The following is a 25,077-nucleotide window of genomic DNA, read 5'->3' on the forward strand; positions in this document are numbered from 1 at the left end:
AAGTCGTCTGGACCGCCCCTCACTGATATGGGGAGCCCACGACCCCGGCCAGCCAAGAGCCGCCGGGGTCGTGGGGCTTGTTCAGTACCCCCTGTATCCCTTCGGGACTGATCGGGTGCGTGCGTCGATCCCTCGCACCGCGATGACGATGTCTTCGGCGGTCAGCTCTGTCAGCTGCGCATCTGTCAACGTCGAAAGGTCGGTGTCCGTCAAGCGCGCAATGGACGCACGCGCTGCGTGCTCGACGATGTAGCTCGCGAACCGAATGTTGGAAAGCACATCGAGCGGTGAGTGGTCTTCGTCGGTGTGCTCGAACAGGTGCTCGACCTCTGTGTAGAACGTCTCTTCCGAGCCGGCCGCTGGCATGCGGCCAGCTTTGTGGGCGAACCGTTGCAGGTGTTGCCAGAGTTCGGCCGCCGTGGGGCGTGCGAGGTCGATTCGCGCGCCAAGCAGAGAGTCCAGCCTGCGATTCGTTACGAAGAGATGCGCCACGTCTGATGGATAGCCGGTGAGGATCAGCGCGATGTCGCCGCCACTACCACCGTCATCCAGCTTGTCCACGAGCATGTCCGAAATCTCCGCCGCATGCCACGGCTGGACATCGTGAATGATGAGGGTTGCGCCGCTGGCTTCCTCAAGTACGGCCTGAACCTTATCCACTGTATCGCCCGGGTTCGTGCCCGCGAGCTGCGTCCAGCCGGCCACAACGACTTTTGAACTGCGAGTGAGTCCGCACGTGTACAACGCGCGAGCGAGTAGGTCGGCGGTATGCGACTTTCCGGTTCCAGGATGGCCGGTGATGACGAACGTGCGCTCTGCGGCACCGATGTTCCCCAGTCCGCGCCGCTTTCGTTCTGCAGATACGTGCGCCGACGCGAGGATTCGGCGCAACTGGTCTTTAACAGCGTCGCGTCCAATTAGGTTGTCGATCTCACCGTGAATCACCTGCAACTCGGACCGGCGAACAGCGTCAGCGAGCTCCGCGAGACGTTCAGGTGTCGGCTTCTCGACCGGGTCGATGCCTGAAGACAGCGCTCTGCTCAGTTCCTGAACAGCCGAGGTTCGGTCAACGTTCAGTCCGTCCGGTTCGATGCTGCCGGCGACAGGGAGGGCAACGCGCGCCTGTAGCCCGGTAACAGGGTCGATCGAGCGGCCGGGCTGGTCCCGGGGGATCTCAGCGTCGAAACGCGCTCGGAGAATGTTCGGGGCGTGAGCTCGGTGGTAGTGCTCGCATGGAAGCTGGATATGTCTGGAGAAGTTCGCCTCGAGCCCGGGGGAGATCTCCTGTGCGCGGGTCTGGTCTGTTGCCACAAGATGTACACCCAGTTCGCGGCCGAGAGCGGCGATTCGGTGTATTACCGAACCTCCACCGGCCCCGAATCCGGCGAAACCTGCAAGCCCATCTACGGCGACGATCACGTGGCCGTAGGGATCGCCGGGAACCGTGTCGGTGTTCTTTCCCGCCAGATAGGCGTCTATCCCTGCGCTGTGAGGTCGGGTGACAGCGTCGTGACGCAGCTTCATCAACCGATCGATCTCGTCCAGAGCTGCTTTCACGCTTTCACCATCCCCACTGTGGGCATAGGCGATCACGTTCGCCGACTCGGCGACCGCGTGCAACTCACCCGAGCGGCTGTCGAGGAGAACGAAAGAGACATGCTGGGGCGTGTGCTGCGTGCAGGCCCCCAGCACAAGGGTCTGCAGCGTGGTGGTGCACCCGGATCCGGCGTCCCCCGAGATGAGCCAGTGCGGGGTGGTTGAGCCGAGATCAATTGTCCAGGGGAGGGTTCGGTGATGTAGCGGGTCGTCGAGGCGGCCGATCTGAATCCCGAGTCCATCCGTTCGACGTTGTAATCCAAGTTCTGGCAGTGTTACTGGCTCCCGCAGTGGTTTTGTCCACAACCGGCGCACATCCGGAGCTGGTTCACGCGACAGCCGATCAAGCAGCGCGTCAACCATCGTGGCATTGCGTCCAGAAACTGGAGCGCTGTGGTCCAAGGCTCTGATCTCTACGGGTGCTTTGTCGCAGCTGAACCTGCGCCAGATCTTCCCTGTGAGCGTGCCGCCCGACGACTTTGCAGCGGCATCAGTGCCGATCATGGTGATCGATTGATGCGGTGAACTCACCGCCAGGCAGTAGCAGAATGTAATCTGCTCCAACAGCTCGCCAAATGTGGACCGATCGGTGTTCTGGCTGCAGATGACCAGATGCATGCCAAGTGAACGGCCAACGCGGCCGACGCGAGTTAGAAGTTCGCTAATCCCTCGTTGTCCCGGACGGGGGCGATTGAACTCCTCGACGACCACGAACAAACTCGGCAGGGCAGGCCAGTCAAGCTCACCGGGGTGCTGTCGTTGCTGCTCGCGGTATTCGAAAATGTCCTTGCATCCCTTTTCGCCGGTGATGAACTCCGTGCGGTGGACAATTTCGCCCTCGATCACCAAGCCGAGACGATCCACCATCTCGGGGTCGTCAGCTAGGTTGCAAATGTTGGCCAGCACATGCGGGCACCGGCCGGGGTCCATGTCCCGGAATGTCGCTCCTCCCTTGTAGTCCGCGAGGAGGAATCCGATCCTTTCGGGGCTGTATTTGGACATCAGTGCAAGGACGATCGCTCGCAGGAAACGGCTCTTCCCGCTACCCGTTCGTCCAGCGATCACCCCGTGCGGGCCGTTGCCGCCGCGATTCTCCTCGTAGAAGTTCAGATAGCTCACTTCTGGTAGGAGTTGGTCACCTTCACGCAGGAGGGCAACCGGGATTTTGATCTCATCAGTGTGTTCATTGTCCGCCCATGTCGACTGGAAGTCGTGGGTGGAGATGTCGGTAATCCCGAGGGCTTCGAAGAAGTCCGGGATGTCGTTGATGGACGCGGTAGAGGTGTCTGGCGCGCTGTCAGTTTCGGTGGCGGTGACCGCGTCGAGTGCCTGTTGGTACTTGGTGCCGGGGTGGGCGGCCATGTAGCGGCGGGCCCGGTTCTTGAGACGTGCGGATTCAACCATTGTGGACTAAACCTCCTGTGTCGTGCGGGATGTGGTCTGAACGGTTCCGCGACCACCTGCCACGTCCCGCTGAAACAGGAAGGACGAGCCGTGTGCCCCTAAGGGGGCTGACCGCCGAAATCGGCCGGGGTCGCGGCCCGGCTCGAAGACGGCTCCCGCCCCACGACGAAGGCGATTGCGGCGAAAGCTAGGCGATGTCTGAGGCTGCCGACGAACGCGACACGGTTCGGCTGCCTTCAGCGCGCGGTCTTGGTGCCAGACACAGCGGGGTCTGGCGACGGTTCGGGCTCACCGTCATCCCAGCCCCGGCAGTAGGGGCACCACAGCAGAAGCCGGTAGTGGGTCGTCTCCGAGTGCAGAATGGCGAACAGCCAGAGGTCCATCGGAATTCGAAGGCGAGTGGACCAGATTCCGGTTGATAGAGCGCCCGGAAGTACGAGCGACAATAGCTGCGGGCCGACCAAGACAGTGATCGTCACCGCTATCCCCGATGGCCGGGTAACAAAATGGGCCAACCAGAGCCAGCGCTTCTTCCGCTGGGCGCGGAGTGGGGCGTCGGTAGGCACTTCCTCAATGCAACGAACACACAACTGCCCCCTGAGCCGATGCGCTAGCGCCGCCAGTGCACACACGGCCATCACCGTGCCGGCCGTGAAGCGGCTGGTGGGTCCCAGAAGGCCAAACCACGACGCGATACACACAGCCAGCCAGCAGGGCAGGACATAGAGACTGGAATGGGCAATCATCAACGAGAATCGCGAGGCTCGTGAGTCGCCTCCACAGGCATCCATGCACGTCATCTCAGGTCCTCCGTTGGCCGGGCGTTTTGCCGGCACTTTGCTTCGTTCACGCCGCGATGCTCGCGCACGTCGACTACTCCGACGAGTCGGCATGCACGGCACGCCGACACAGCTGGTCGGCTGAAACGGTCGGACTATGTGCAAGTAGAGGGCACGTGACAGTGCCTGTCGCGAAGCCGGTTCCGCTTCCGGAATCAGGCTGTACCCGCATTCCACGGATGCAGGTGACCGTTGCGAGAGTGCGCCGCAGCTGATCCGGTGTCTCAAGACTCCGTGGAGAGTGCACGACACACGGGTGTGCTGAATCCGCGCTGTCGCCACCTCAGCACTGTAATCTCCAAAATAGAGATAGAAGGAGGTTGGGATGCGAGGCGGAATCAGCTCCCCGCGGCGGCAACTGCCATGGAATCGCACCATGCACGAACGCACCGCACACCGGCTCGTCCTCGCAACCACACTGTTGTGTGCCGCGGTGCTGGCCGGAACTGCCATCGGTGAGAACCCTTGTCTAGCAGGCCTGATCGCCGATCTGGTTGTGCGATGACCCGACGCGTCATGGTTCTCATCACCGCTGGCTCGGTCGGTTCGGTACTGGGCTGCCTCTACCTGGCGGACCTCGGCATGTTGGTGTACGCCACAATCATCGGTGCTATTTGCTGGATCGTGCTCGACTTCCTCAAATGGCAGGGAGAGTGAGGTCGAGTGCAGGTGTCGACCCTGGTGGTGGCTGGTTCTGCGATATATATTGGAGGCGTTCTCCTTGGTGGTGGAACACACGTGGGATGCGAGGCCCCGGCTCCAGTCGGGGCCTCGCATATTTTCTCTGTCAACAGTCCCGCGACTACTGAGCTGAGCTGCGCAGAGATGCGCTCATCGCCACGCACCAGGATCTGGCCAGTTACCTGCCTGCCGGGGCCTGTCGCGAGGCGATCCGCCGCCCCCGAATTCATTTGGCCCGCCATTAGATCCGCCACAGGCTCTGACCCGAAAACCAATTGCTCCACATCACTTCTGTCACGGACCATGATTCGATGACGACCGTTCTGCACGAGCCGGGGCCCAGCACGGTGATGCTGGCCGGCGACTGGCACGGCAACACTGGCTGGGCGACGTCGCTGATCCGGTCCGCAGGTGTCCGCGGCATCCCGGTGCTGCTGCAGCTTGGAGATTTTGGATTCTGGGTTCCGGGGCGTCGTACCGACGACTATCTCGACGAGATCGACATGGCCTGTGCACGTCACGGCGTCACAGTGCTGTGGGTCGACGGCAACCATGAATGCTTTGATGCGTTGTACGACCTGCCGGCTGACCCCGACACGGGACTGCGCCAGATCCGGTCGCACATCTTCCACCTGCCCCGCGGCCTGCGCTGGCGCTGGCACGGCAAGACGTGGATGGCCTTGGGTGGCGCGCACTCGGTGGACCGCCCCATGCGCAAGCCCGGCGTGAGTTGGTGGCCCGAGGAACGTCTCACCGCAGCTGATGTCTCCCACGCGATCAGCGGCGGCCCGGTCGACGTGATCGTCGCGCACGATGCACCGGACGGCTACGAGATCCCGGGTCTGCCCGGCGGTTTCCCGCCAGCCGAGCTGTACCAGGCCGACCTGCATCGGCAGCTTGTCGGCGAGGTTGTAGACGCCACCACGCCAACGGTGCTGTACCACGGCCACTACCACATCCGCTACACCGCGCAGCGCGGACCGACCCGGATCATCGGCCTAGCCGACGACGGCGGCAACTTCGTGAAGAGCGCCATGATCCTGGACCTGACCGTCTGACAGCAGCCGCCGCGGGCGACGAACACTGCAGCTCGGGAGCGAGCGGTGCTCCGGTCCGCTGCGGTGCCAGCGCCTGTCACCACCAACAGCTCCAGGCGCAGCTGCGGGCTCGGAGGGCGGGACACGGCGGGCCGCGACACTGACGCACATCACGTCCCCCGATGTCCGAAGCTGTCGAGCCTCGGTGCGAAGATGCTGTGCATGGCTGAGGAGATGGTGCAGCGCGTCAAACCAGCTCGCCGGGATGTCGAGCTGAAGGATCTCACCATCCTCGTGCGCGCTGACGGAAATCCATTCGCCGTGCGGTGCTTCACCGAGGCGGAGTATGGCGAAGCAGAGCGCTACGCCACCGAGATCAATGGTGAGTTGGTCGATATCTCCTGGCCGCGGCTGACTGACTCGACAGCCGCGGCCGATCAATCGCTGTCGTAGTGGCGCCGGTGCGGCATTTCCCGTCACAGATCCGAGCAATCGCTCCGATCCGGTCCAGGTCTCCTCAACGTCGACGACATCGCGGCGCGCACGACAGAGCAGCGGAGGGTCACGCTGCTGTTCTCAGAGCGCGAAGGTGACGATCCAGCGCGGGTCGTTCTGCTCGATCGCCGCGGCTGCTTCCACGAACACGCCGCGGCTGCGTTCCTCGTCATCGAGTCCGAAGCGGTGTGCGATCGCGCCGGTGACGGCGGCGGTGTTGGCGTCGTCCCACTGCCCGGTGGCTCGCTGGCCTTGGGGGAGGTACACGTCAGCGCGGCCGTGGCGCGACACCCGGATCGCTTCGGTCTCGCGGTGGTCCCACACGTCGTAGTCCAGGTGCACGAAGACAGTCGCGGTGCTCACGACTGGAATGCCCCGCCGGCATCCACGATGCGGGCTGCTGTCGCCCATGCGAATTCGACGCGGCCGCCTCGCCCATCGCTACGCGACACCGTGGCGAATGGGTGGGCCCAGCCGATGATGCGTGCTGGCTCCCCGTCGAGCGTCACTTTCGATTCGCAGAGTTGTTGGCGTTGGGCGTCGTCGAGTCCACCGTGTGTTGGCATGCGCGCATAGTGGCAGCCATCGCACGGGAGCACGATGCTCGGCGCGAGTGCTTTTGGAGGAGATCAGCTCAGGATTGTCAAGGCTTCGCTTTGCGCGCGCGTCCAGTGGCGTGGGGGTGCGTCACCGGTGAACGTGGTCTCGTCCCACTCAATGGTGAAGATGCCTGGACGCATCCCGTGGTCGAGCCAGTCGACGACGGCGCCGATCGCGCCATTAGCGGTCTTGACAACATTGCCGAGTTCGACCACGGCGCCTTACCTTTCGACGGAGCAGATGTGGGTGTAGCTGAACCGGTCGAGATTCTGCTGCGACTTGATGGCGGTGAGCTGGCCGGCGGATTCACCGTCTGCGATGACCCCGTAGAGCCGTAGGCGGCCGTAGGCGTCGTAGCCGGGCTCGGCCAGGATCGCCGCGGCCTCGTCGTAGGTCAGGGTCTTCTCAACGCCGCCATCGATGATCGACATCAGCGGTTCTCCTCCATCCAGCCGCGAGCGGTGACCAGGCCCAGTGGACCGTTCGCCACAGACTCATCGGGCTTTCCGTAGTTCTTCACCACGGCCGTCGCGGTGTTCAGTGGCGTCCACACGATCAGAATCTCGATACCGTCACGGCCGTAGACGACCTGCTCCTGGTCTTCGAAGCACGGGGTCACCGAGACGGTGGCCCATCTGTGTTGTGCGGCGACCTGTTCGAGCACCGCGCGTCCGTTGTAGGTCATGTCGGCATCGTGGCAGGGCCCGCACATCACCGGTGTGCACGGCGCGACCAGCACCAGTGGGCAGGCGCATCTCGCCACCCCCGCCGCGATGTCACGTCCTGAGAGTGATCCGGCGGGAGGACCGCGACGCGCCGCGTTCGCCGGTCGGAGAACGGCGCGGGCAGAGTCGCGCTGCCATCCGCCGACGAGAGGAATCATCCATGGGCAGCACGAACTTCGAGCAGCTACGCATCAACGTGCTCAACGCTGCACGCGAAGGCCGGGCCACCTACCTGCCGGCCGGTGCCCGAGACAACCGCACCGCCGAGGTCTACATCGATGGCGAGCTGGTAGGCCAGGCGTCCACCGTCGCGCACTTCGTGCGTGAGGATCCGGAGAACACCACGCGCTTCGGGGAACGAAAATTGCTGCCCGGATACGACCACCAGATCCCGGAACGGTTGCGCTGAAACGAAACTGGAACCAGATTGGCGCCGGCCCGGCTCAAGCCGCAGCGAACAGGAACCCGTCACCGTCTGCGACCCAACTTCCGGGCGGGAAACCGTGATCAGCGATGAGAGATGCCAGGGCCGGGCTGCGCACCGCGGAGCTGGTCCCGCTCAGCCGCACCAGCACCGTGCCCTTGTCATCTTCGACCCACCGCGGCGGGGAGGCGCTGATTGCTGGTCGACGCCGTCGCCAGCCCCACTTCGGACTATCTCGCGACGAACGACAGGAACACCTGCTGCTTCTGCCCGCCGGCGGTCACGTCGAATTCTCCGTCAGCGTGCACCGGGTCACCGCCTGCCGCGCGGATCTGGGAGGCGACGGATTCAAGGATCAGCGCCAGGGTCTCGGCGTCGTCGGGGCCATCGGTGGATGCGGAAACAGTCAGGTTCATCGACACGGCGTCAGTGTCACCGCACCCTGGTGACCGGGCTCTGCGCGGCGCGAACACCGACTCGCACTAAGCCCGTCGAACAGCGTGGTGTCGACCGTGCGGACGTGACATTCTGAACCGAGTCCGTGCGGTCTGCGCAGGCCGAGCCACCCGAACTCCCGGCCCGACTTCACACATAGTTCCCACTCAACGGCTAATCCCGCCTATCCACTCTGCTATGTTTATGCAGGTCAAAGACGCATGGGCAGCGGCCTGAATCAGGGAAAACAGTGGTCTACACTCCTGGGGGTCAAGTGGTCGCAGGTTCAAATCCTGTCAGCCCGACAAGAGAACCGCCTGTTCGCAGGCGGTTTTTTTCATGTTCCGATCGACTTCTGACTCCTGGTTCACCGCTATTTTTGGTCGAGCACACTGGGGTCCGTCGAAGTGGGGCGAGCGCTGTCTGTCTCTCGTCGATCAACGTCCATGACGTGTACCCAGAGACCTACGGCCCGGCAGCCAAACCGCGTATATGCTCCGAGCAGCTGGAACTGTTACTGCGCAGCTTCAGGGGGGATGGCACCGGTGACCACTCGGTTCGAGGCATTTCTGAGTTATACGCACCCCGACGACAGATTCTTCGGCGGCAACATCACCGCCATGCGCCAAGTACTCGAACTCGGCGTGCAAGTGGTGACGGGCAATCGGGACTTCACGATCTTTCAGGACGTGGACGGCATCGGGCTGGGCGAGGATTGGCGAGACAAACTGGCAGGCGCGATCGCCGGATCGGTGTTCTTCATCCCGGTGATCACAGCGCTGTACTTCACCAGCCCCGCATGTCGGGATGAGCTGGACCGCTTTCAACGGCACGAGGCGTCGCTGGGCCGCAAGGATCTGATACTGCCGATCTACTTCGTGACGGCTCCAGTGCTGGAGCGCCCGGAGTTGTTGGAAACCGATCCCCTGGCCACCCTCATCGCCGGTCGGCAGCGATTCGATTACCGGGGCCAGGCCAACGGAATACCTACCGATCCCGAGAATCGTGGCGTCCTGCTGCAGTTGGCGGGGCAGATCGCCGAAGCGATGGCGCGCGCCGGCACGGAACCGAGGCCGGGAGTCAGGGCGGCGCAGGCGGTCTCCGTGGACCCGGAGGTTCGGCAGCTCGTCGAGGACATCGACGAGGCACGCGGACCCGCGCTGGTCGCGGACCGCACCATGGTGCTGTGGGTTGATGACCGGCCCGACAACAACATCATGGAGCGCCAAGCCATGGCGGCCTACGGCATCGACTTCGTTCTCGCCGAGTCGACCGACGCCGCGCTACAGGAATTGGGCCGCCACAACTTCGCTGCCGTCATCAGCGATATGGGCCGGCCTCCGGATCCTCGGGCCGGCTACACGTTGTTGGAGGCGGTACGACGGCGGGGTATTCAGTTGCCGTACTTCATCTATGCCGGTTCGCGGGACCCGGCCCACGTTCGTGAGACACTCTCCCGAGGAGCTCAGGGCACCACCAACAGGGGCGACGAGCTCCTGAAGTTGCTGCTTTCCGCCGGGATCATAAGGCCGAGAAGCTGATACACCGCCTCTGCCCGCAGCGACGGTTGCAGGCACGCCACCGAACTACCCGGATACGGCCCGACGAACCCCGGATTCCGCGGGCACCAATTCGAGGCTGTCACCGACGTCTATCGTCACCACGGCCGTCGCCTGGAACAGGCCGTAGAAGTCGTCGGTCCTGGCGAAGGTGTGTGCGCGGGAGAACAGCGGCTGCACATCGAACACCCGCACCCGAAGCTTCTCGCGCGTGAGTCTGCCCAATTCCCGGCCGGATTCGGGATCGGTGATCACCTGATCCGACTCGGAGTGCACGGCGAAGACCATGCCGGGCACGACGCCTGCCTCGGCACCGCGGTTGATGACCAAGGTGTAGTCGTCCTCGATGAGCGCGACCTGGCCGGTGAGGCGGTTGCTCATGACGCCGCCAGGGAATTGCTTTCTCGCAAGGACTTGGGCGCGGAGCCTGCCCTGATGCGCGGCCGTGCGTCGTGGCCTTCCATGGACAACAGCACATCGATGTGGCTCGCCTCGTCCTGTTCCGTCCCGAGGGTGAGTTCGACGGCGGTCTTGGCCTGGAACAGCGCGATCATCGCGTGTTGCTGACGTTCGGCGCCGAATGCATTGAGAGCGGTCGCGAGCTTCTTGTCGACGTACTCGACCGAACGCTGCAGCTCCGGTGCCGAGGGTCCGTGGCTTTCCACGCGCGGTGCGGGTTCAACGCCGAGTCCGCTGTACCAACGGTGTCCGAGCGCGCCGAGGGCGAACGAGCACACCGGGACCACCACGACGATGCAGGCCAGTCCGAGTGAGTTCTGAAGTGCGATTGCCCCGACGATGCCCAGGAGCATGGTCACGCCCACCGCGGTCACCAGGCGCACGGCCGGCGGCACTGCCGCGATCGCTTGGGACAAATGCCGTAAGGCGTTCCTGCCAGATCGAGCAATGCCGGCGACGAACCCGATAACGGCCGTAGCGGCAGTGCGCGCGACTTGTGCGACTTTGTCGGCCTGCTCGCGCGTCACCGTGGGCTTGGGCATCGACCACACCCGCTGCTGATCCGAGGGCGCCTCGGCGCCAGTCTGTGGTTCACCCTGCACCTCGCCTGCCTTCGGCTCGGACGTTTCGGGCACCGGCACGACGTTTGTCACATTCGCATCAACAACCACATCTGCATCATCGCGCCGGTTGCCTCCGATACCGGTCCCGGCACGCCGAAGATCCGCAATTCCACCGCCTGATGTTTGCCTCACATAGCGAATCCCTTCCCCGGGATGGCCGGCCCGCGCTATGAATCAATGGTGAGCAACCACGTGAACCTGACCGCGCAGGAAAGCTCGTTGATCGCTGAGAGTCATCCCGAGGCTCTGGCGCGCATGGACGAGAAGTCGCTGAAGGACTTGCAGAGTCGGCTCAGACAAGCACGTGAGAAGAACTTCAGCTTGTTGCGCCGCCAGGGTGCGGCGCGGGTGGAGTCCGAAGGCGCCCGTGGCGCCGCGCAGCCGGCGAACGAGAAGCGTGGCGAAAAGGTGGATGTCTTCGATGAGGCGCTGGCCCGGGTGGGCCGGCGCCTCGAAGCATTCGACGGCACGGAGTAGCGCCCGGCGACCGCGTTGACCGGCCGGCGGCTCCGCCAACTCCTTGAACAACATCTCCAATTGCGATATCGCCTACGCCGGCTGGATCCGCAGCGACCCGTACAGGGCGCTGACCGTCACACGCCCCAGCGCATCGACCGCGGGTTGTGAGTAGAAGCTGTTGAACCGCGCACCACCGAGTATGTAGTGGAAAGCGCTTTCCCCTGTGGCCCAGTCGATGCCCTCCAAGGTCCACTGGTTGTCGCGGGCACCCGACAGATACACCAGGTTCGAGGCCGTGGAGACGAAGGGCACACAGTTGGGGGAGGTGACCTCGGTGTTGGTCCACGCGGCCCGCAGCGACTTCGATTGCGGATCCCATTCGAACTTCTGGCCGCCCCTGGGTGCGAACTCTGTCTGGTAGCTCAGGTACCCGATGAAGATCAGCTTGGATTGGGGGTCGTCGAGGATCTCTCGGGGAACGTTGCGCGGTTCGTTGTTGACGACGAACATGCCGTACCCGGAGCAGACGACGGACTGCTCGGACTGTGCCGCTGTCAGTTCGAGGTCGCCAAAGTCGGCCGGCACCATCCCGGCAATGCGCCGCGACGGTGCATGGTCGAGTTGCGTCCAGTCGGAGGGGATCTCGTCGCGCCAGTAGGCGGTGACGTTCATCAACACGTCCCCGTCGGTGAGGACCACGAGCTTGTCAGGTTCGTCACCGAAGCCGACCAGGGACGGGGTCGCGCCGGTGCCCCGGCCCAGCGAGTTGCTGTACGGTTCGTGCCACGCGCCGGCCGCCTGGTCGATGGACAACGTGCTGCCGGTCCAGATCACCTTGTGCAGGTGGTTCAGCGAGGCGACGTAGATGCCGCCGTGCTCGTCGATGCAGAACCCGTTGCGTATCCACGACACTCCCTCAGGCAGGTCTGGAATCTCGGATTGGGCGAACGGAAGTCGTACGGATTGCACATCGGTGAAGTCGCGGGACAGCGCCAGGACGTATCCGTCGGTGGTGGCCAGCACGATGCGCCCGTCGTAGGTCATGTTCATCCCCATGAACGCGCCGGTGATCGCGGCCGGCTGGTCCCAGTGCGAGCGGATGGCAATTCCGGAGAGTCGATCTCCCGGGGTTTCATCGCCATAGATCCGGACGAATCCCTTGCCGGCCACCACGTACTGGTTGTCGACATCGAGCAACGTGTAGACCCCGTCCACCGGCGGCAGGCCGGATTGCTGTGCCACCGACCACTTCTGGTCGAACGACGCGTCGGAATCGAATACGTCGATGAAGTTCTCGTGAGTCAGGCCGTCGGCGTGGTCGTCGCCCGGGACCCGTAGCGACGCGATGATGTCGAACGTGTCGTAGTCGAACTTGGTCAGGTACTGCGAGCCGTTGGTCCAGACCGTGCGACCGCCGTCGGCGTACGGGCCTGACACCAGGTAGAGGAGATTCCACAGACCCAGGTCGTGGTAGCGCATCTCCCCGGGTGCGAGCTCACGCGTCGGCCCTTTTGGGCCGGCATCGGTGGTCGAGTCCGTCTGCGCCGAATTGGCATGTACCACGCAGTAGTTGGATTCCGCGAGGAATGGATTACGTGGGGGAGGTGTCGGGGTCATCAGTTCGCCAGCTTTGCCCTGAACGGTCCACCGACGCTGTTGAACAACAGGTCGCCGTTCGGTGTGAACTGGATGAGCGCGTATGCGCCGTTGCCGAGGTTGTCCTGGCCGAAGATGGTGCGCTGCACGGTTTCTCCGGTGTTCCAGTCCAGCCCGGTGACCTCCCAGCCGTCGGCCTTGGTGTAGCCGTTGACGAACACCATTTTCGAGGCGCTGCTGGCGGACGGCACCATCGAGGTGGACACCACGTCGCCGCGTTCCCACGCCGAGCGCCAGTTGTGCGACGTCGTGTCCCATTCGAAGCGCTGCATGCCGTGCGGGGGGTCGAAGACCGGGCCGCCGGAGAGCACGTCGACCATGCGGTCCTTACTGCCCTGCGGACGGATGTTGTTGACCACGAAAGCGCCGTACCCGTTGACCACCACCGACTGTTCGCTCTGGATGAACTGCGGTGCAGGATCCAGGCCCGCTGTCACCGGGATCTGGTCGGCGATGCGGTTCGATCCGGTTCCCGGCTTCTGTTGGAATCCCTCCGGAATGGCGTCGCGCCAGAATGCGACCAGTTTCATCCGATCGGCGCCGTCGGTGATCACCACAAGCTTATCGGCGTCATCACCGAAGCCCATCAGCGTCGGGGTGGATCCGGTTCCGATGCCGAACTTCACCGACGGCGGCTCCTGACCGAAGTCGTAAAATGCGCTCCAGGCGCCGTCGGCCGGTTCGTCGGACAGTTTGGTCCCGGTCCAGACCACCTTGTGCATGACCTTGTCGGAGGCGATATACATGCCGCCCTTGTCGTCGATGGAGAACGAGTTCGACACCACTTCGTCGGGCCCGAAACGGATTTCCTGCGGCTCGCCTTCGAGATTGCGATCAAGCGCGAACACCGCATTGGTGGACAAGACGATGATCTTGCCGTCGTAGGTCATGTTCACCCCGACGATGATCTCGGGGAGCCCGCCGATGCTCGCCCGCTCTGTCAGACGGGGCTTGAAGTCCAGACGCTTGACGATCTCAATTCCGGCGGCGGGGTTGTTGGGATCCTTCAACCCGAAGATGACGATCTCGGAATTCTGCGTGACGTAGTAGATGTGGTTGTCCTTGTCGACCAAGCCGTAGACGCCGTTGGAGATGCGCGTCCAGTCGGTCTTCAGGTCATTGCGCACCACGGACTCGACCTGTGCGGGATCGGTGAACGTCTGACCCAGTGCCTTGTCGAGGGTTTCGGTGCTGATCGGTGGGATGCCCGGGGTGTCGGCACTGGCGACCTGCTTGAACCCGCCGTCTCGGACGTCGACGTAGCGCACCCCGCCGGACGAGCTGGCCCACATGTAGTCCGGGGACGTCGACGCCATCGTCATGATGTTCACCGGACCGCCCGGGACCCGCGGCATCTTTCGGGGGTCGATGTGGAACGTTCCTCTGGAAGCGGGATACGGGAAAGTGTCCGACTGGGCGTTGTCGACGTGAGTGATGCCGTAGACAGGGGCGGCCAGGAAGGGGTTGTCCGGAACCTGCGTCGTGGGTGCGGTGGCCTGGGGCGAGCCAGACGCAGCGGTGGTAGTCGTCGATGTGGGTTCGCCGCTCTGGTTGGCGCAGCCCCCCACGGCCAGCACCGTTACGATCGTGGTTCCCACCGCCAGTGCGGTCATCGGCCGAGAGCGGCTCGCGGTCATCGGAAACTTCCCTTCGCTGGAGCGTCAAATGCGCACTGCGGTCACGACGAACACCGCCGGATGTCGTCGAGTTGCCAGGTCTTGTCGAAGAACGCCTCGGTCGGGCTGTAGAACCGGAACATGGCGAAGAAGCCGCGGCCGGGAACGGTCTGAATCCAGTTAAATTGTCCAGCAGGCGGTTTGGATGCGAACATGATGTCGATCGATCCGTCGGCGTTGACCTCTGGCTCGGTGTAGGTGCTGACCGACGGGAGCGGTTGGCTGGTCTGCAGTTGGGACCTGCTCAGGGCGTCATAGACGACGACGGACCAGAAGTTCATCGCCGGTATACCCGGTTCGATGTGCAGCCGGTAGTCGTTGTCACCCTGCAGGTAGTCGCCGTCGGCATCACGGTAGGTCCACAGGTACTGCGAGCCTTGGCCCACGTTCTTGTCCATCATGGCCGGTGAATTGCCCGCAGCCATGTAGTAGACGTTGTTGCGGATGTCGATCTGTGGCACCCCGTCGAAGTTGAACGTGTATGGGACGGAGGTGATGCCTTGCCACTGTTTGTCGGGGTAGAAGTAGACATCCAATGATCCGTATGTGTTCGCGCGCGCCATCGCTCCGCCGATCCGGGCTGCCTCGTTCAGCAGTTCCCGGGTGTCGTCGTCGGGGGCGAACCGGGTGCCCTTGATGATGCCGATGGCTTGCATCTGGAAGCGCTCCAGCGGGCCGAAGATCTCGGCCGGCTCTTCTTCCACCAGCATCGCCAGCAAGTCGAAGAAACGTGCGGTGTCCGGAAACAAAGTGTCGATGTGCCTGCGGGATCCGTTGATGAACACTGTTTTCGGCTGGGAGTCGGCCCGCGCCAGTGGGTAGACCTTGGCCTGTTCCATCAGCGCGATCGCCCGCTCGGTGCTGCCGTCGGACTGAAATCCCCGAATGGCGAACATCGCGGAATACGTGGGTGACCGGGCGGCGAAGTAGCCATCGGGGACCTCGCCGTCATAGCCGGGTGGAAGCACCAGGAACTTGCCGCCTGCTCCCTTGTCGGGACCGAGCATCCCGACGTCCATGACATAGCGTTGGATGCCGTCCTGGATGAAGCCGAGCATGTGCGGCGGTGCTTCGATCACGGTCGGACCGTCCGCTTTCAGGTCTAGCAGGGCTATCGCATAAACGGTCTCGGCGTTGGCGGTCAGCAGCACCGTACGGGAGTCCATCAACTGCTCCCAGATCACGATCTGCTGAGGTGACGTGGCACCGAAGGCCCGCAATCCCTCTCGCACCGCGATCTGGCTGACCGGCATCATCTGAGTGAGGTAGACCTCGATGGCCCGGTTGAGCTTGAGTTGGCGCAGCAGTCGCGTCCCCGTGTCCCCGGCTGGGTAGCCACCCTCGAACCTGAAATCGCCATAGCTGGTGGACAGCGTCTCGGTGGTCAGCCAGCCGTGGATGGGTTCTGGCATTGAGTCACGGACCCTTCGCGTCGAAGTTCTCCGGTCAGGCAATCGTATGCGCGCCGGCTGTCGTCATTGGCCGCTATGCCGGAAATTTCAGTGGCTGCGCCCCGACTGATGTGCCGCGGTTCCGGTTTTCGTAAACTGGAGTAGCGTTTTCTAGCAGGTCTAGGTAACCGTCAGGGCTGACGGTGTCGTCAGATGGTGGACTTCAACGGCAAGCAGAGGAGCGGCCACGGTGGATCTCGGTGTCTGGGGTGATCTCACGGTTCTCGCCGCCGTGATGGCAGCGACGTTCGCCGCGTGCGTCTTCGTCTACATCGGCCGGCTGGAGCGGCGAACTCCTGCTGCGCTCGGTGAACAAGTGGGCGCGCACAAGGCCGTTCTGGCCAAACTGCGCAAGCGCGAGCCGATGTCGCGGGAAGAGTTCGACTACGCGACCGAACTCGTGACCGACGCCCGGTCACCGCTCGCCTACGCCATCCCCGCCGTTCTGTTCAGCATGGGGTTCTTCTATGTGGTCGGCTGCCTCTACGAACTGCACGTCCACGGTGGCAACCCCTCGTTCCGGACATTCATCGGCGGAATCCCGATGCTGACGTCGATGAACATCGCGGCACAGTTGCGCCGGGTCGCGGGACTGAAGGGAAAGCTGGGGCAGGTTTCGGTGACGGCACCCGAACCGGCCGATGAGCTCAGTGCTGTTGGTAAGGACTGAATTTCGCTACTTGTTCGGGCGTGACGACCCGGCGACCGGGTCTCCGTCTTCCCACAGGAGCAGTTGCCGCACCGATGCGCGCGATCCGTAGGGCTGCAGCATCTGGCTCGCCGGGCGCGGCCGCACCCGCAGCGGCCACCAGAACCATCGCCCGAGCAGGGTTGCGATGGCCGGCGTCATGAACGAGCGCACGATCAGCGTGTCGAACAGCAGGCCGAGGGCGATCGTGGTGCCGATCTGGCCGAGGATCCGCAGGTCGGCGAACACGAACGAAGCCATGGTGGCCGCGAACACCAGACCGGCGGACGTCACCACCGCGCCGGATCCCGCCATCGCCCGGATGATGCCGGTGTTGAGGCCGGCGTGGATCTCCTCCTTGAACCGGGAGACCAACAGCAGGTTGTAGTCCGACCCCACCGCCAGCAGCAGGATCACGGCCAGCGCCAGCACGATCCAGTACAGGTCGATCCCGAGAATGTCCTGCCAGATCAGCACGGAAAGCCCGAACGAGGCGCCCAGCGACAGTGCCACGGTGCCCACGATGACGATCGCGGCGACGATGCTTCGGGTGATGAACATCATCACCAGCAGAATCAGGGTGAGTGCCGCGATCGCCGCGATCATGAGGTCGTACTTGGCGCCGTCCTGAATGTCCTTGTACGTGGCCGCAGTACCGGCCAGGTAGATCTTGGACCCCGCCAGGGGAGTGCCCTTGACGGCATCCTGCGCTGCGTGCCTGATGGCGGCGATGTGCGAAATGCCTTCGGGCGTAGCGGGATCACCGTCGTGCGTGATGATCATGCGGGCGGCCTTGCCGTCCGGTGACAGGAACAGCTTGAGCCCACGCTGGAATTCGGGGTTGGTGAACGCCTCCGGGGGCAGATAGAACGAGTCATCGGTCTTCGACGCGTCGTAGGCCTTGCCCAATGCCGTGGCGTTCTGCAGCGCCGCCGCGCTCTGGTCGTTGAGACCCGAATTGGTGGAGTAGTTCGTCATCGTCAGGTCGCGGTTCGTCTGCTGGCTGGCGATCTGAGGGGGTATGAGTGCCAACAGCTTCGGCTGCAGCGCATCCAGCTTGGCGATACTCCCCGAGACGTTGCCCAGTTGGTCGGTCAACGCGTCGATGCCGTCGAGGGCGTCGAACACCGACCGGAGCGCCGCGCACATCGGGATGTCGAAACAGTGTGGCTCCCAATAGAAGTAATTGCGCAGCGGACGGAACTGGTCGTCGAAGTCGGCGATCTTGTCGCGCAGGTTCTGCGCCGTGGCGACGGTCTCCTGGAACGCCTTGCTCTGCTCGTCGGTGATCGCGCTCGACTGCTGCTGCAGCGAATATTGCTGCCGCAGAATGTCGATCGAGTTGTTGATCACGTCCACCTGCTTGAGCAGGTCGCCGGTTCGGGCCTGCTGAAAGGGCAGATTGTTGATCTGCGCCGCGCTGCTGGCGCTGATCTGGAACGGGATCGACGTGTGGTCCAGCGGCGTGCCCAGTGGGCGGGTGATCGATTGCACCTGGGCGATGCCGTCGGTGTGGAAGACCGCCTTGGCGACGCGCTCCAGCAGGATCATGTCGGTGGGATTGCGTAGGTCATGATCGGCTTCGACCATCAGAAGTTCGGGATTGAGCCGGGCTTCCGAGAAATGGCGTTCCGCGGCCGCGTAACCCACATTGGCGGGGGCGCCGGCAGGCATGTAGGGCCGGGCGTCGTAGCTCGTGGAGTACCTCGGCAGTGCGAGCAGGCCGATCAGGGCGACGGCGATCGTCACCACCAGGATGGGCCCGGGCCAGCGGACGATGGCGGTACCGATCCGTCGCCAGCCCCGGGTGCGCATGGGACGGGACGGCTCGAACAGGCCGAAGTGGCGGCCGATGACCAGCAGCGCCGGTGCCAGGGTCAGCGCTGCCAGCACGGCGACGAGGACACCGATTCCGGCAGGCACGCCGAGGCTGTTGAAGTAGGGGAGGCGGGTGAAGGTCAGGCACAGCACCGCGCCGGCGATCGTCAGACCCGAACCCAGGATGATGTGCGCGGTGCCGTGATACATCGTGTTAAACGCCGATATGCGGTCCTGTCCGGCGTAACGCGCTTCATGGAAGCGGCCGAGAATGAAGATCGCATAGTCGGTTCCGGCGGCGATGACCAAGAGCGTCAGCAGATTGGTCGAGTAGGTCGACAGCTCGATGATGCCGGCGTTCGCGAGCACCGCGACGACGCCGCGTGAGGCGGTCAGCTCGATCATCACGGTGAAGATCACCAGGATTGCCGTGGTGACGCGACGGTAGAGGGACAGCAGCATCACCAAGATCACCCCGAGGGTGATCAGCGTGGTCTTCAGGGTGCCGTGGCGGCCGACCTCGAACTGATCGGTGACCAGGGGAGCGGCGCCGGTGACGTAGGCCCTGACACCCGGTGGCGGAGGTGTTTCGTCGACGATGCGACGCACCGAATCGACGGATTCGTTGGCCAACGACTCGCCCTGATTGCCGGCGAGGTACACCTGCACCAGTGCCGCTTTGCCGTCGGCGCTCTGCGAGCCGGCCGCCGTGAGCGGATCGCCCCAGAAATCTTGGATGTGCTGGACGTGTTCGGTGTCCTGGCGCAGCTTTTGGATCAAGCCGTCGTAATAGTGGTGCGCGTCGGCGCCGAGCGGCTGATCGCCCTCCAGGACGATCATCGCCGAACTGTCGGAGTCGAACTCGTCGAACACCTTGCCGATCCGCTTCGCGGCCTGCAGTGAGGGTGCGTCCTGGGGACTCAGTGACACGTTGTGCGACTCCGCGACGGTTTCCAGCTGCGGCACGAAGACGTTCGTCACCACCGCCAGGCCCAGCCAGAACAAGGCGATGAGCACCGAGAACCGCCGGATCAGATCCGGAACCCGCTGCGCGCTCATCCGGATTTGTCCAGGCAGTAGGTGAAGGCGTTCAAGGTGTTCACTGTTCTCTCGTCCTTGACCACGTCGTCGATCTTGATCCGGCAACCGATCGACTCGCTGTCGCCCTGCGCGGAAACGTTGACCGCGACGGCGGGCTGTGTGGTGGTCGTGTCGTAGGTCCAGGGCAGCGTGACGGCGTCGGCACGCTGCGGTTGGGCGTCGACGTCCAGGTAGGTGATGGTCGCGACCGTGCCGGGCGGTCCGAAAACTTCCAGGACCACGTGCTTGGGGTTGAACGGGACGATGTCGTTGCCGGATCCGCTCGGTGTCGACGTGACGTCCTGGGATGCGAATACGCCGTGCAGGCGGAACACCACGAATCCAGCCAGTGCGATCACCACCACCGCGACCAGGTACATCCAGCGTTGGATCAGCCGGCGTCCGATCGAAAACCGCTGCATCCGTGACCCTTTCAATGCGCGGTGACAGGCGCGGAGCGTAGGAACATTCCTCTAGGACGACTAATCAACTAGGTTGACACCGTATGGCACCGGGCCGGGCATCACAACCTCGAAGCTGCGGAATGTTCCTGTGCATCACCTGGGAATCGGTCGACGGCAGGTGATTCGAGTGTCGGTTGTCTACCGACGGAGAGAAAACCGTAGCGGTGCGCGACGGCGCGGGCGGCTACGGCCGGAATTACGTCAGGTACGTTTCGTGCCCGGTGGGGAATCCGCCGCCGTTGGTGGCGATGTGCACGTGGTCGTAGTGGTTGGCCGTGGCCCCGCCGCGGTCCGACATCATTCGGGGAGCTCTGCCGCGGGAGTAGATCTGCTGCCGGAAGATCACGTGGTTCACGCCGAACCGATCCGCGTTGTCGAGGACGTACGCGACGATCCGGTCTCCGAGGGCTTTGCCTTCCGGCGTGGTGTAGTTCGGGATCATCACGTCGATCGCCAAACCGTTCGGGTGCCATTTCATGGAATCGGCCCGGACCCCGCCGATGTCCAGAATCTGGGGGAACCGCGCGCTGACCGCGCGAGCGGCCAGGATGGTCTCGACCTGTAGGCCCTTCTCCGAGGCCCGGCCCGCGGGCAGCGGGAACCTCATGTTCCGGCGCACGGCCCGCTCGGCGGGTACCGCCGGTGCTGCGGGCGCGGCGGCCGGCTGGACGGCAGGGGGTGCGACAACCTCGGCGCCGCCCTTGGCTGCCGGCCCGGTGTCTGCGCCGACGACCAGGAGTGCGGCCGCGGGCACGACGACCGCAGCCATGGCTGCAGATCGGCGGCGCCGATCCTTTTTCAGATGGTGTCTACCCACGAGGACCGGACCCTACCGGCGGTGCGGATAATCCCCGGAATCGCAAAGTTTTCTGGTGCTGTCGATGGCAACCATTTTGGCGATCAATCGTCAACCGTGGCTTGACGCGCTCACGTCGATTGGTAACGCACGGTGAACAATGGGCAAACCCAGGAAAATCGCCAGGTCAGCAATCCTCACACCCGCGGCAGACGGTCCACGTTTCAGGGGGTGCGGACGCTGCGCGGCGCCACTCGAATGCGCCTCGATCGCAGTGACCTGTGCCCAAGTGGGCAAAATTTATGGCATTTACCACACCAGTCGGTGAACTGTGCCTACAGAGGGGTTGACGACGGCGTAATTTGAGCGAATCTGGCCCGTCAAACGGGAGGTCGAGCATGGCAGATGTCGACTGTTGCGTGGTGGGCGCGGGCTTCGCCGGCTTGGCCGCTGCCTTGCGGCTCAAGCAGGCAGGCCGCTCCGTGGCCCTGCTCGAGGCGCGCGACCGGGTCGGGGGCCGGACCTTCACCGAGGTGCTCGACGACGGAACGTGGATCGACCGCGGCGGGGCCTGGATCGGGCCGGGTCAGGACCGCATCAAAGCCCTGATGGCCGAGTTCGGCGTTGACGAGTACAAGGAGTACGTCGACGGCGACGCCATGATGGTCCTCGACGGCAAGCAGCACCGCTATTCCGGCACGATTCCGTGGGCGATGAGTCCGTGGGCGATCGCGAACCTCGGGGCAGGACTGCTCGAGGTGGAGTTGATGTGCAAGACGATTCCGTTCGACGCTCCGTGGGAGGCGAAGCGGGCGGTCGAGTGGGACCGGATCAGCTTGGGGGAGTGGATCAATCGCCACATGCGCTCCAAACAGGCGCGCGAGATGCTGGACATGGCGCTCGCAGGTATCTATACCTCGGCGGGATCCGAGGTGTCGTTGTTGTGGGCACTTCACCAGATGGGGTCCGGTGGCGGGCCGGTCTTCGTCATCTCCAACAAGGGCGGCGCGCAGGATGCGCGGGTGCGCGGTGGCATGGGCGCGATCTACGGACCGATGGCTGCCGAACTGGGTGGTGCGCTGCATCTTTCGCAGCCGGTGCGCCTCATCGCCCACGATGACGACGGCGTGACGGTCCACGCTGAGAGCATGACGGTGCGGGCGCGGCAGGCGATCGTCGCCGTCCCGTTGGCTGTGGCGAGCCAGATCCACTATGAGCCGATGCTTCCCGTGGATCGCATGTTGCTGCATCAGCGGATGCCCAGCGGTGCCGTCTTCAAGATCTCGGTCGTCTACGACACGGCATTCTGGCGGGCCGACGGGCTGTGCGGGCAGTCCGCCGCTCCCGGCAGTCCCGCGACGCTGACCATCGACGCCTGTACCGACACCGGAACTCCCGGAATCATGTGCGTCATCACCGAGGGGCCCGCGGCCCGTCGCCTCGGACGGCTCGACGCCGCCGAACGCAAAGCCGTCGTGATCGGTGAGCTCATCGACCGGTTCGGCCCGAAGGCCGCATCACCGGTGAGCTATCACGAGCAGAACTGGACGGTCGAAAGGTATTCGGGTGGCGGGATGATCAGCCACGCCCCGCCCGGCGTGCTCACTGAGTTCGGACCCGCGCTGCGGGTGCCGTGCGGGCGGATCCACTGGGCCGGCACCGAGAGTTCGGCCATCATGTGCGGCTGGATCGACGGCGCTGTCCGGTCGGGTGAGCGTGCTGCTGCTGAGGTGCTGGCCGCCGAGAGCGTGGCGGCCGCGTAATAACGCCCACGCAGCGCGTTTGCGGGGGCTACCGTGCATTCGTCGGCGTTCGATCGAGTCCGGTATCGCTGTTCCGGACGAGCCCGCGGCGAGGTGATGTCGAGTGCACAGCGGTGAGGAGAGTCGGCAGGCGCTCACCCTCGACGAGTCCGTGCTGGCCGACGTCGATGAGCCGGAACGCCCGGTTGTCGACTTCCTGCGGGCCACACCCGGCCGGATCGCGCTGCTTGCCGTCGTCGTGATCGCGGCGGTGCTCACCGTGGGCGTGGCGGCATCGGTGACGGCCGCCGATCGGCAACGCGAACTCCAGACCCTGCGGTTGCACACCGAACCGCTGGCCGATGCCGCGCAACGGATCTACAGCGCCCTCTCGTCCGCCAACACGACCGCGGCCACCGCTTTTCTGGCAGGCGGCGTCGAGCCCCGCGATGTCCGCGACCGCTACGACGCCGCCGTCGGAGAGGCCTCAGCCGGCCTGGTCACCGCGTCGAACGGGGTGTCGCCCAACGACATCCAGTCGCTGAGATTGCTCACCGACCTGTCCAACCAGCTGGCGGTCTACACCGGCATGATGGGGACCGCTCGTGCGGCCAACCGTGACGGCCGCCCGATCGGCGTCGCGTACCTCAGCGAATCGTCCACCCTGCTGCAGGAATCCGTCCTTCCGGACGCTGAGCGGTTGTACCGGACGCAGGCCGAGGCCGTCACCGCCTCGGGACGGTCGGCCGCCGTGCCGCCCGCGTTGATCGTGGCAGCCGCGCTGGCGGTGGCCGTGCTGATCTTTGCGCAGGTATTTCTCGCAAGGCGCAGCCATCGGCGTCTCAATCCCGGACTGGCCCTGGCATCGGTGTTGATGGTGGTGCTCGCCGTGTGGCTCACGGTCGCCGGACTCGTTGTGACGCATGCCGTCAACGGTGCCCGCACGGCTGGAGGTGAACCGCTGGAATCGGCGGTGACCGCCCGCATCCTGGTGCAGCAGGCCCGTGCGGACGAAATCCTCGGGTTGCTCAAACGTGGTTCCGACACGCGCTCCGATATTCGATTCGAAGAGCGGACCACGCAGGTCGGGCGGATCCTCGACACGCATCCGGTCGGCGGGGCGCAGGACGCGCTGCACGGCTGGAGAACCGCGCATCTCGAGATTCGCGGAAAGCTGGGCAGCGGTGACTATCCCGGTGCCGTGGCGATCGCCCGGGACGACGAGGTGCAGGGGGCGACTGCGCAGTTCACCCGGCTGGATCAGGCGCTGGGGGAGGACATCGCGCGATTGCGGGATCGGCAGCGCGACGGGATCGCCCGTGCGTATGCGGCGCTGAGTGCGTTACCCGCCGGCGCCGCGGCCGTCAGTGTGCTGGCCGCGCTCGCTGTTGCCGCCGGTATCGCGCCGAGACTGAGCGAGTACCACTGATGCGGGCCCCGGTCGGACTTCTCGTTCTCGCCGCGGCTGTGGTGGCGGGATGCTCCACGACGCAACCGCTGGTCCAGATACCGGCGTCGCTCACCACGATGCCGACGCCCAGCGGCGCCGCCGTGGCCTCCGGAGTTCACGGTGTGCCGGTCGAGAGTTGTGATGCCACCGCGAGTTTGCGCCCTTCGGAGGTGTCCGGACCGGCAGTGCAGGCGATCCGGCAGCGGGGCCGGCTGGTGGTCGGTATCGACCAGAACACCAATCTGATGAGTTTCCGCGATCCGGTGTCCGGCGAATTGACCGGCTTCGACGTCGACATCGCGCGTGAGGTGGCCCGCGACGTGCTCGGCGACCCCGGCAAGGTGGAGTTCCGCCTGCTGACTTCGCCCGAGCGCATCACTGCCCTGCAGGATGGCACCGTCGACATCGTGGTGAAGGCGATGACCATCACCTGCGCCCGCGCGGAGCAGATCGCCTTCTCCACGGAGTATTTCGACGCGCACCAACGGCTGCTCGTTCCCACGGACTCGCCGATCCGGGGGCCGGCCGACCTGGCGGGGAAGCGGGTGTGCTCGCAGGTGGATACGACATCGCTGGCCACGGTCGCCCGGGTGGCGCCGGCGGCGATCCTGTTGGCCGTTCAGAATTGGGACGACTGCCTGGTGGCGCTGCAGCAGGGGCAGGCCGATGCCGCCAGCACCGACGACACGATCCTGGCCGGCATGGCCGTGCAGGATCCGTACCTGCACCTGGTCGGTCCCAGTCTGGAGGGGGAGCCCTACGGCATCGGTATGAACAAGTCCCGCGAGGATCTGGTGCGGGCTGTCAACGCGAGTCTGGAGCGGATCCGCCGAGACGGGACCTGGCTGTCGCTGTACCGCAAATGGCTCGCCGTGTTGGGCCCGCCGCCGAGTCCACCGGCCCCGAGTTACCGGGACTGA

At 64.4% G+C, this 25,077-nt stretch carries 26 protein-coding genes; 11 read left to right on the plus strand and 15 right to left on the minus strand.

Annotated elements, in window-relative coordinates; genetic code table 11:
- Window positions 1-81: 81 nt before the first annotated feature.
- The gene (locus ACNQR1_RS19130) at window positions 82-3,000 is read right to left on the minus strand and encodes an FtsK/SpoIIIE domain-containing protein (protein WP_081396687.1); all 2,919 of its coding nucleotides are present in this window, start codon (window positions 2,998-3,000) and stop codon (window positions 82-84) included.
- Window positions 3,001-4,164: 1,164 nt separating this feature from the next.
- Here ACNQR1_RS19130 and ACNQR1_RS19135 point away from each other — a divergent pair.
- From ACNQR1_RS19135 to ACNQR1_RS19150, 4 genes are all read left to right on the plus strand, one after another.
- Window positions 4,165-4,344 (plus strand): hypothetical protein, encoded by a 180-nt coding sequence (locus tag ACNQR1_RS19135; protein ID WP_131721883.1) that lies wholly within the window; start codon window positions 4,165-4,167, stop codon window positions 4,342-4,344.
- Window positions 4,341-4,496: a hypothetical protein gene (locus ACNQR1_RS19140; RefSeq protein ID WP_157680249.1), complete on the plus strand. Its 156-nt coding sequence runs from the start codon at window positions 4,341-4,343 to the stop codon at window positions 4,494-4,496. The genes ACNQR1_RS19135 and ACNQR1_RS19140 overlap by 4 nt, the downstream gene beginning before the upstream one ends.
- A gap of 335 nt (window positions 4,497-4,831) precedes the next feature.
- The gene (locus tag ACNQR1_RS19145; protein ID WP_052773231.1) at window positions 4,832-5,578 is read left to right on the plus strand and encodes a metallophosphoesterase family protein; all 747 of its coding nucleotides are present in this window, start codon (window positions 4,832-4,834) and stop codon (window positions 5,576-5,578) included.
- 201 nt (window positions 5,579-5,779) lie between these two features.
- Window positions 5,780-6,010 (plus strand): hypothetical protein, encoded by a 231-nt coding sequence (locus tag ACNQR1_RS19150; RefSeq protein ID WP_047038489.1) that lies wholly within the window; start codon window positions 5,780-5,782, stop codon window positions 6,008-6,010.
- A gap of 123 nt (window positions 6,011-6,133) precedes the next feature.
- Here ACNQR1_RS19150 and ACNQR1_RS19155 read toward each other — a convergent pair whose 3' ends face one another.
- The 5 genes from ACNQR1_RS19155 to ACNQR1_RS19175 form a co-directional block, all read right to left on the minus strand.
- Entirely contained in the window at window positions 6,134-6,415 is a 282-nt protein-coding gene (locus ACNQR1_RS19155; RefSeq protein WP_019346317.1) for a hypothetical protein, read from the minus strand.
- Window positions 6,412-6,618 (minus strand): hypothetical protein, encoded by a 207-nt coding sequence (locus ACNQR1_RS19160; protein ID WP_047038453.1) that lies wholly within the window; start codon window positions 6,616-6,618, stop codon window positions 6,412-6,414. The genes ACNQR1_RS19155 and ACNQR1_RS19160 overlap by 4 nt, the downstream gene beginning before the upstream one ends.
- 63 nt (window positions 6,619-6,681) lie before the next feature.
- Window positions 6,682-6,867 (minus strand): hypothetical protein, encoded by a 186-nt coding sequence (locus ACNQR1_RS19165; RefSeq protein ID WP_019346315.1) that lies wholly within the window; start codon window positions 6,865-6,867, stop codon window positions 6,682-6,684.
- A 6-nt stretch (window positions 6,868-6,873) separates the two neighbouring features.
- Window positions 6,874-7,083 (minus strand): hypothetical protein, encoded by a 210-nt coding sequence (locus ACNQR1_RS19170; protein WP_019346314.1) that lies wholly within the window; start codon window positions 7,081-7,083, stop codon window positions 6,874-6,876.
- Window positions 7,083-7,337, minus strand: a complete 255-nt coding sequence (locus ACNQR1_RS19175; protein WP_019346313.1) for a hypothetical protein — start codon at window positions 7,335-7,337, stop codon at window positions 7,083-7,085. Before ACNQR1_RS19175 ends, ACNQR1_RS19170 begins: the two co-directional genes overlap by 1 nt.
- Before the next feature lie 200 nt (window positions 7,338-7,537).
- On the opposite strand from ACNQR1_RS19175, the gene ACNQR1_RS19180 reads away from it, so the two are divergent.
- On the plus strand, window positions 7,538-7,786 hold the full coding sequence (locus ACNQR1_RS19180) for a hypothetical protein (RefSeq protein ID WP_019346312.1): 249 nt from the start codon (window positions 7,538-7,540) through the stop codon (window positions 7,784-7,786).
- A gap of 245 nt (window positions 7,787-8,031) precedes the next feature.
- Here the strand turns inward: ACNQR1_RS19180 and ACNQR1_RS19185 are convergent, their stop codons facing one another.
- Window positions 8,032-8,223, minus strand: a complete 192-nt coding sequence (locus ACNQR1_RS19185) for a hypothetical protein (protein WP_019346310.1) — start codon at window positions 8,221-8,223, stop codon at window positions 8,032-8,034.
- A gap of 558 nt (window positions 8,224-8,781) precedes the next feature.
- On the opposite strand from ACNQR1_RS19185, the gene ACNQR1_RS19190 reads away from it, so the two are divergent.
- Entirely contained in the window at window positions 8,782-9,777 is a 996-nt protein-coding gene (locus tag ACNQR1_RS19190; RefSeq protein ID WP_418047437.1) for a TIR domain-containing protein, read from the plus strand.
- 45 nt (window positions 9,778-9,822) lie between these two features.
- Here the strand turns inward: ACNQR1_RS19190 and ACNQR1_RS19195 are convergent, their stop codons facing one another.
- On the minus strand, window positions 9,823-10,176 hold the full coding sequence (locus ACNQR1_RS19195) for a hypothetical protein (RefSeq protein ID WP_418047438.1): 354 nt from the start codon (window positions 10,174-10,176) through the stop codon (window positions 9,823-9,825).
- A complete protein-coding gene (locus ACNQR1_RS19200; RefSeq protein WP_418047439.1) occupies window positions 10,173-10,889 on the minus strand; it encodes a hypothetical protein in 717 nt (238 codons plus the stop codon). Before ACNQR1_RS19200 ends, ACNQR1_RS19195 begins: the two co-directional genes overlap by 4 nt.
- A gap of 165 nt (window positions 10,890-11,054) precedes the next feature.
- On the opposite strand from ACNQR1_RS19200, the gene ACNQR1_RS19205 reads away from it, so the two are divergent.
- On the plus strand, window positions 11,055-11,354 hold the full coding sequence (locus tag ACNQR1_RS19205; RefSeq protein WP_418047440.1) for a hypothetical protein: 300 nt from the start codon (window positions 11,055-11,057) through the stop codon (window positions 11,352-11,354).
- Window positions 11,355-11,426: 72 nt separating this feature from the next.
- Here ACNQR1_RS19205 and ACNQR1_RS19210 read toward each other — a convergent pair whose 3' ends face one another.
- The 3 genes from ACNQR1_RS19210 to ACNQR1_RS19220 are packed head-to-tail and all read right to left on the minus strand — an operon-like array spanning window position 11,427 to window position 16,080.
- Window positions 11,427-12,953: a hypothetical protein gene (locus ACNQR1_RS19210; protein ID WP_418047441.1), complete on the minus strand. Its 1,527-nt coding sequence runs from the start codon at window positions 12,951-12,953 to the stop codon at window positions 11,427-11,429.
- Window positions 12,953-14,629: a hypothetical protein gene (locus tag ACNQR1_RS19215; RefSeq protein ID WP_418047442.1), complete on the minus strand. Its 1,677-nt coding sequence runs from the start codon at window positions 14,627-14,629 to the stop codon at window positions 12,953-12,955. Before ACNQR1_RS19215 ends, ACNQR1_RS19210 begins: the two co-directional genes overlap by 1 nt.
- Before the next feature lie 41 nt (window positions 14,630-14,670).
- Entirely contained in the window at window positions 14,671-16,080 is a 1,410-nt protein-coding gene (locus ACNQR1_RS19220; protein ID WP_418047443.1) for a DUF1254 domain-containing protein, read from the minus strand.
- Window positions 16,081-16,309: 229 nt separating this feature from the next.
- Between ACNQR1_RS19220 and ACNQR1_RS19225 the strand changes: the two genes are divergently transcribed.
- Complete coding sequence (locus tag ACNQR1_RS19225) at window positions 16,310-16,789, plus strand: hypothetical protein (RefSeq protein WP_418047444.1); 480 nt, start codon at window positions 16,310-16,312, stop codon at window positions 16,787-16,789.
- A gap of 6 nt (window positions 16,790-16,795) precedes the next feature.
- On the opposite strand, the gene ACNQR1_RS19230 is transcribed toward ACNQR1_RS19225, so the two are convergent.
- The 3 genes from ACNQR1_RS19230 to ACNQR1_RS19240 form a co-directional block, all read right to left on the minus strand.
- Entirely contained in the window at window positions 16,796-19,684 is a 2,889-nt protein-coding gene (locus ACNQR1_RS19230; protein WP_418047445.1) for an RND family transporter, read from the minus strand.
- Window positions 19,681-20,127, minus strand: a complete 447-nt coding sequence (locus ACNQR1_RS19235; RefSeq protein WP_418047446.1) for an MmpS family transport accessory protein — start codon at window positions 20,125-20,127, stop codon at window positions 19,681-19,683. Before ACNQR1_RS19235 ends, ACNQR1_RS19230 begins: the two co-directional genes overlap by 4 nt.
- 238 nt (window positions 20,128-20,365) lie before the next feature.
- Window positions 20,366-20,938: a hypothetical protein gene (locus tag ACNQR1_RS19240; protein WP_418047447.1), complete on the minus strand. Its 573-nt coding sequence runs from the start codon at window positions 20,936-20,938 to the stop codon at window positions 20,366-20,368.
- Window positions 20,939-21,363: 425 nt separating this feature from the next.
- On the opposite strand from ACNQR1_RS19240, the gene ACNQR1_RS19245 reads away from it, so the two are divergent.
- The 3 genes from ACNQR1_RS19245 (at window position 21,364) to ACNQR1_RS19255 (ending at window position 25,077) form a co-directional block, all read left to right on the plus strand.
- On the plus strand, window positions 21,364-22,728 hold the full coding sequence (locus tag ACNQR1_RS19245) for a flavin monoamine oxidase family protein (RefSeq protein ID WP_418047448.1): 1,365 nt from the start codon (window positions 21,364-21,366) through the stop codon (window positions 22,726-22,728).
- A 103-nt stretch (window positions 22,729-22,831) separates the two neighbouring features.
- On the plus strand, window positions 22,832-24,136 hold the full coding sequence (locus ACNQR1_RS19250; RefSeq protein ID WP_418047449.1) for a hypothetical protein: 1,305 nt from the start codon (window positions 22,832-22,834) through the stop codon (window positions 24,134-24,136).
- Window positions 24,136-25,077, plus strand: coding sequence for a glutamate ABC transporter substrate-binding protein (locus ACNQR1_RS19255; protein ID WP_418047450.1), 942 nt, complete (start codon window positions 24,136-24,138; stop codon window positions 25,075-25,077). The genes ACNQR1_RS19250 and ACNQR1_RS19255 overlap by 1 nt, the downstream gene beginning before the upstream one ends.

The organism is Mycobacterium sp. 48b, assembly GCF_048282725.1.
Taxonomy (GTDB): Bacteria; Actinomycetota; Actinomycetes; order Mycobacteriales; family Mycobacteriaceae; genus Mycobacterium.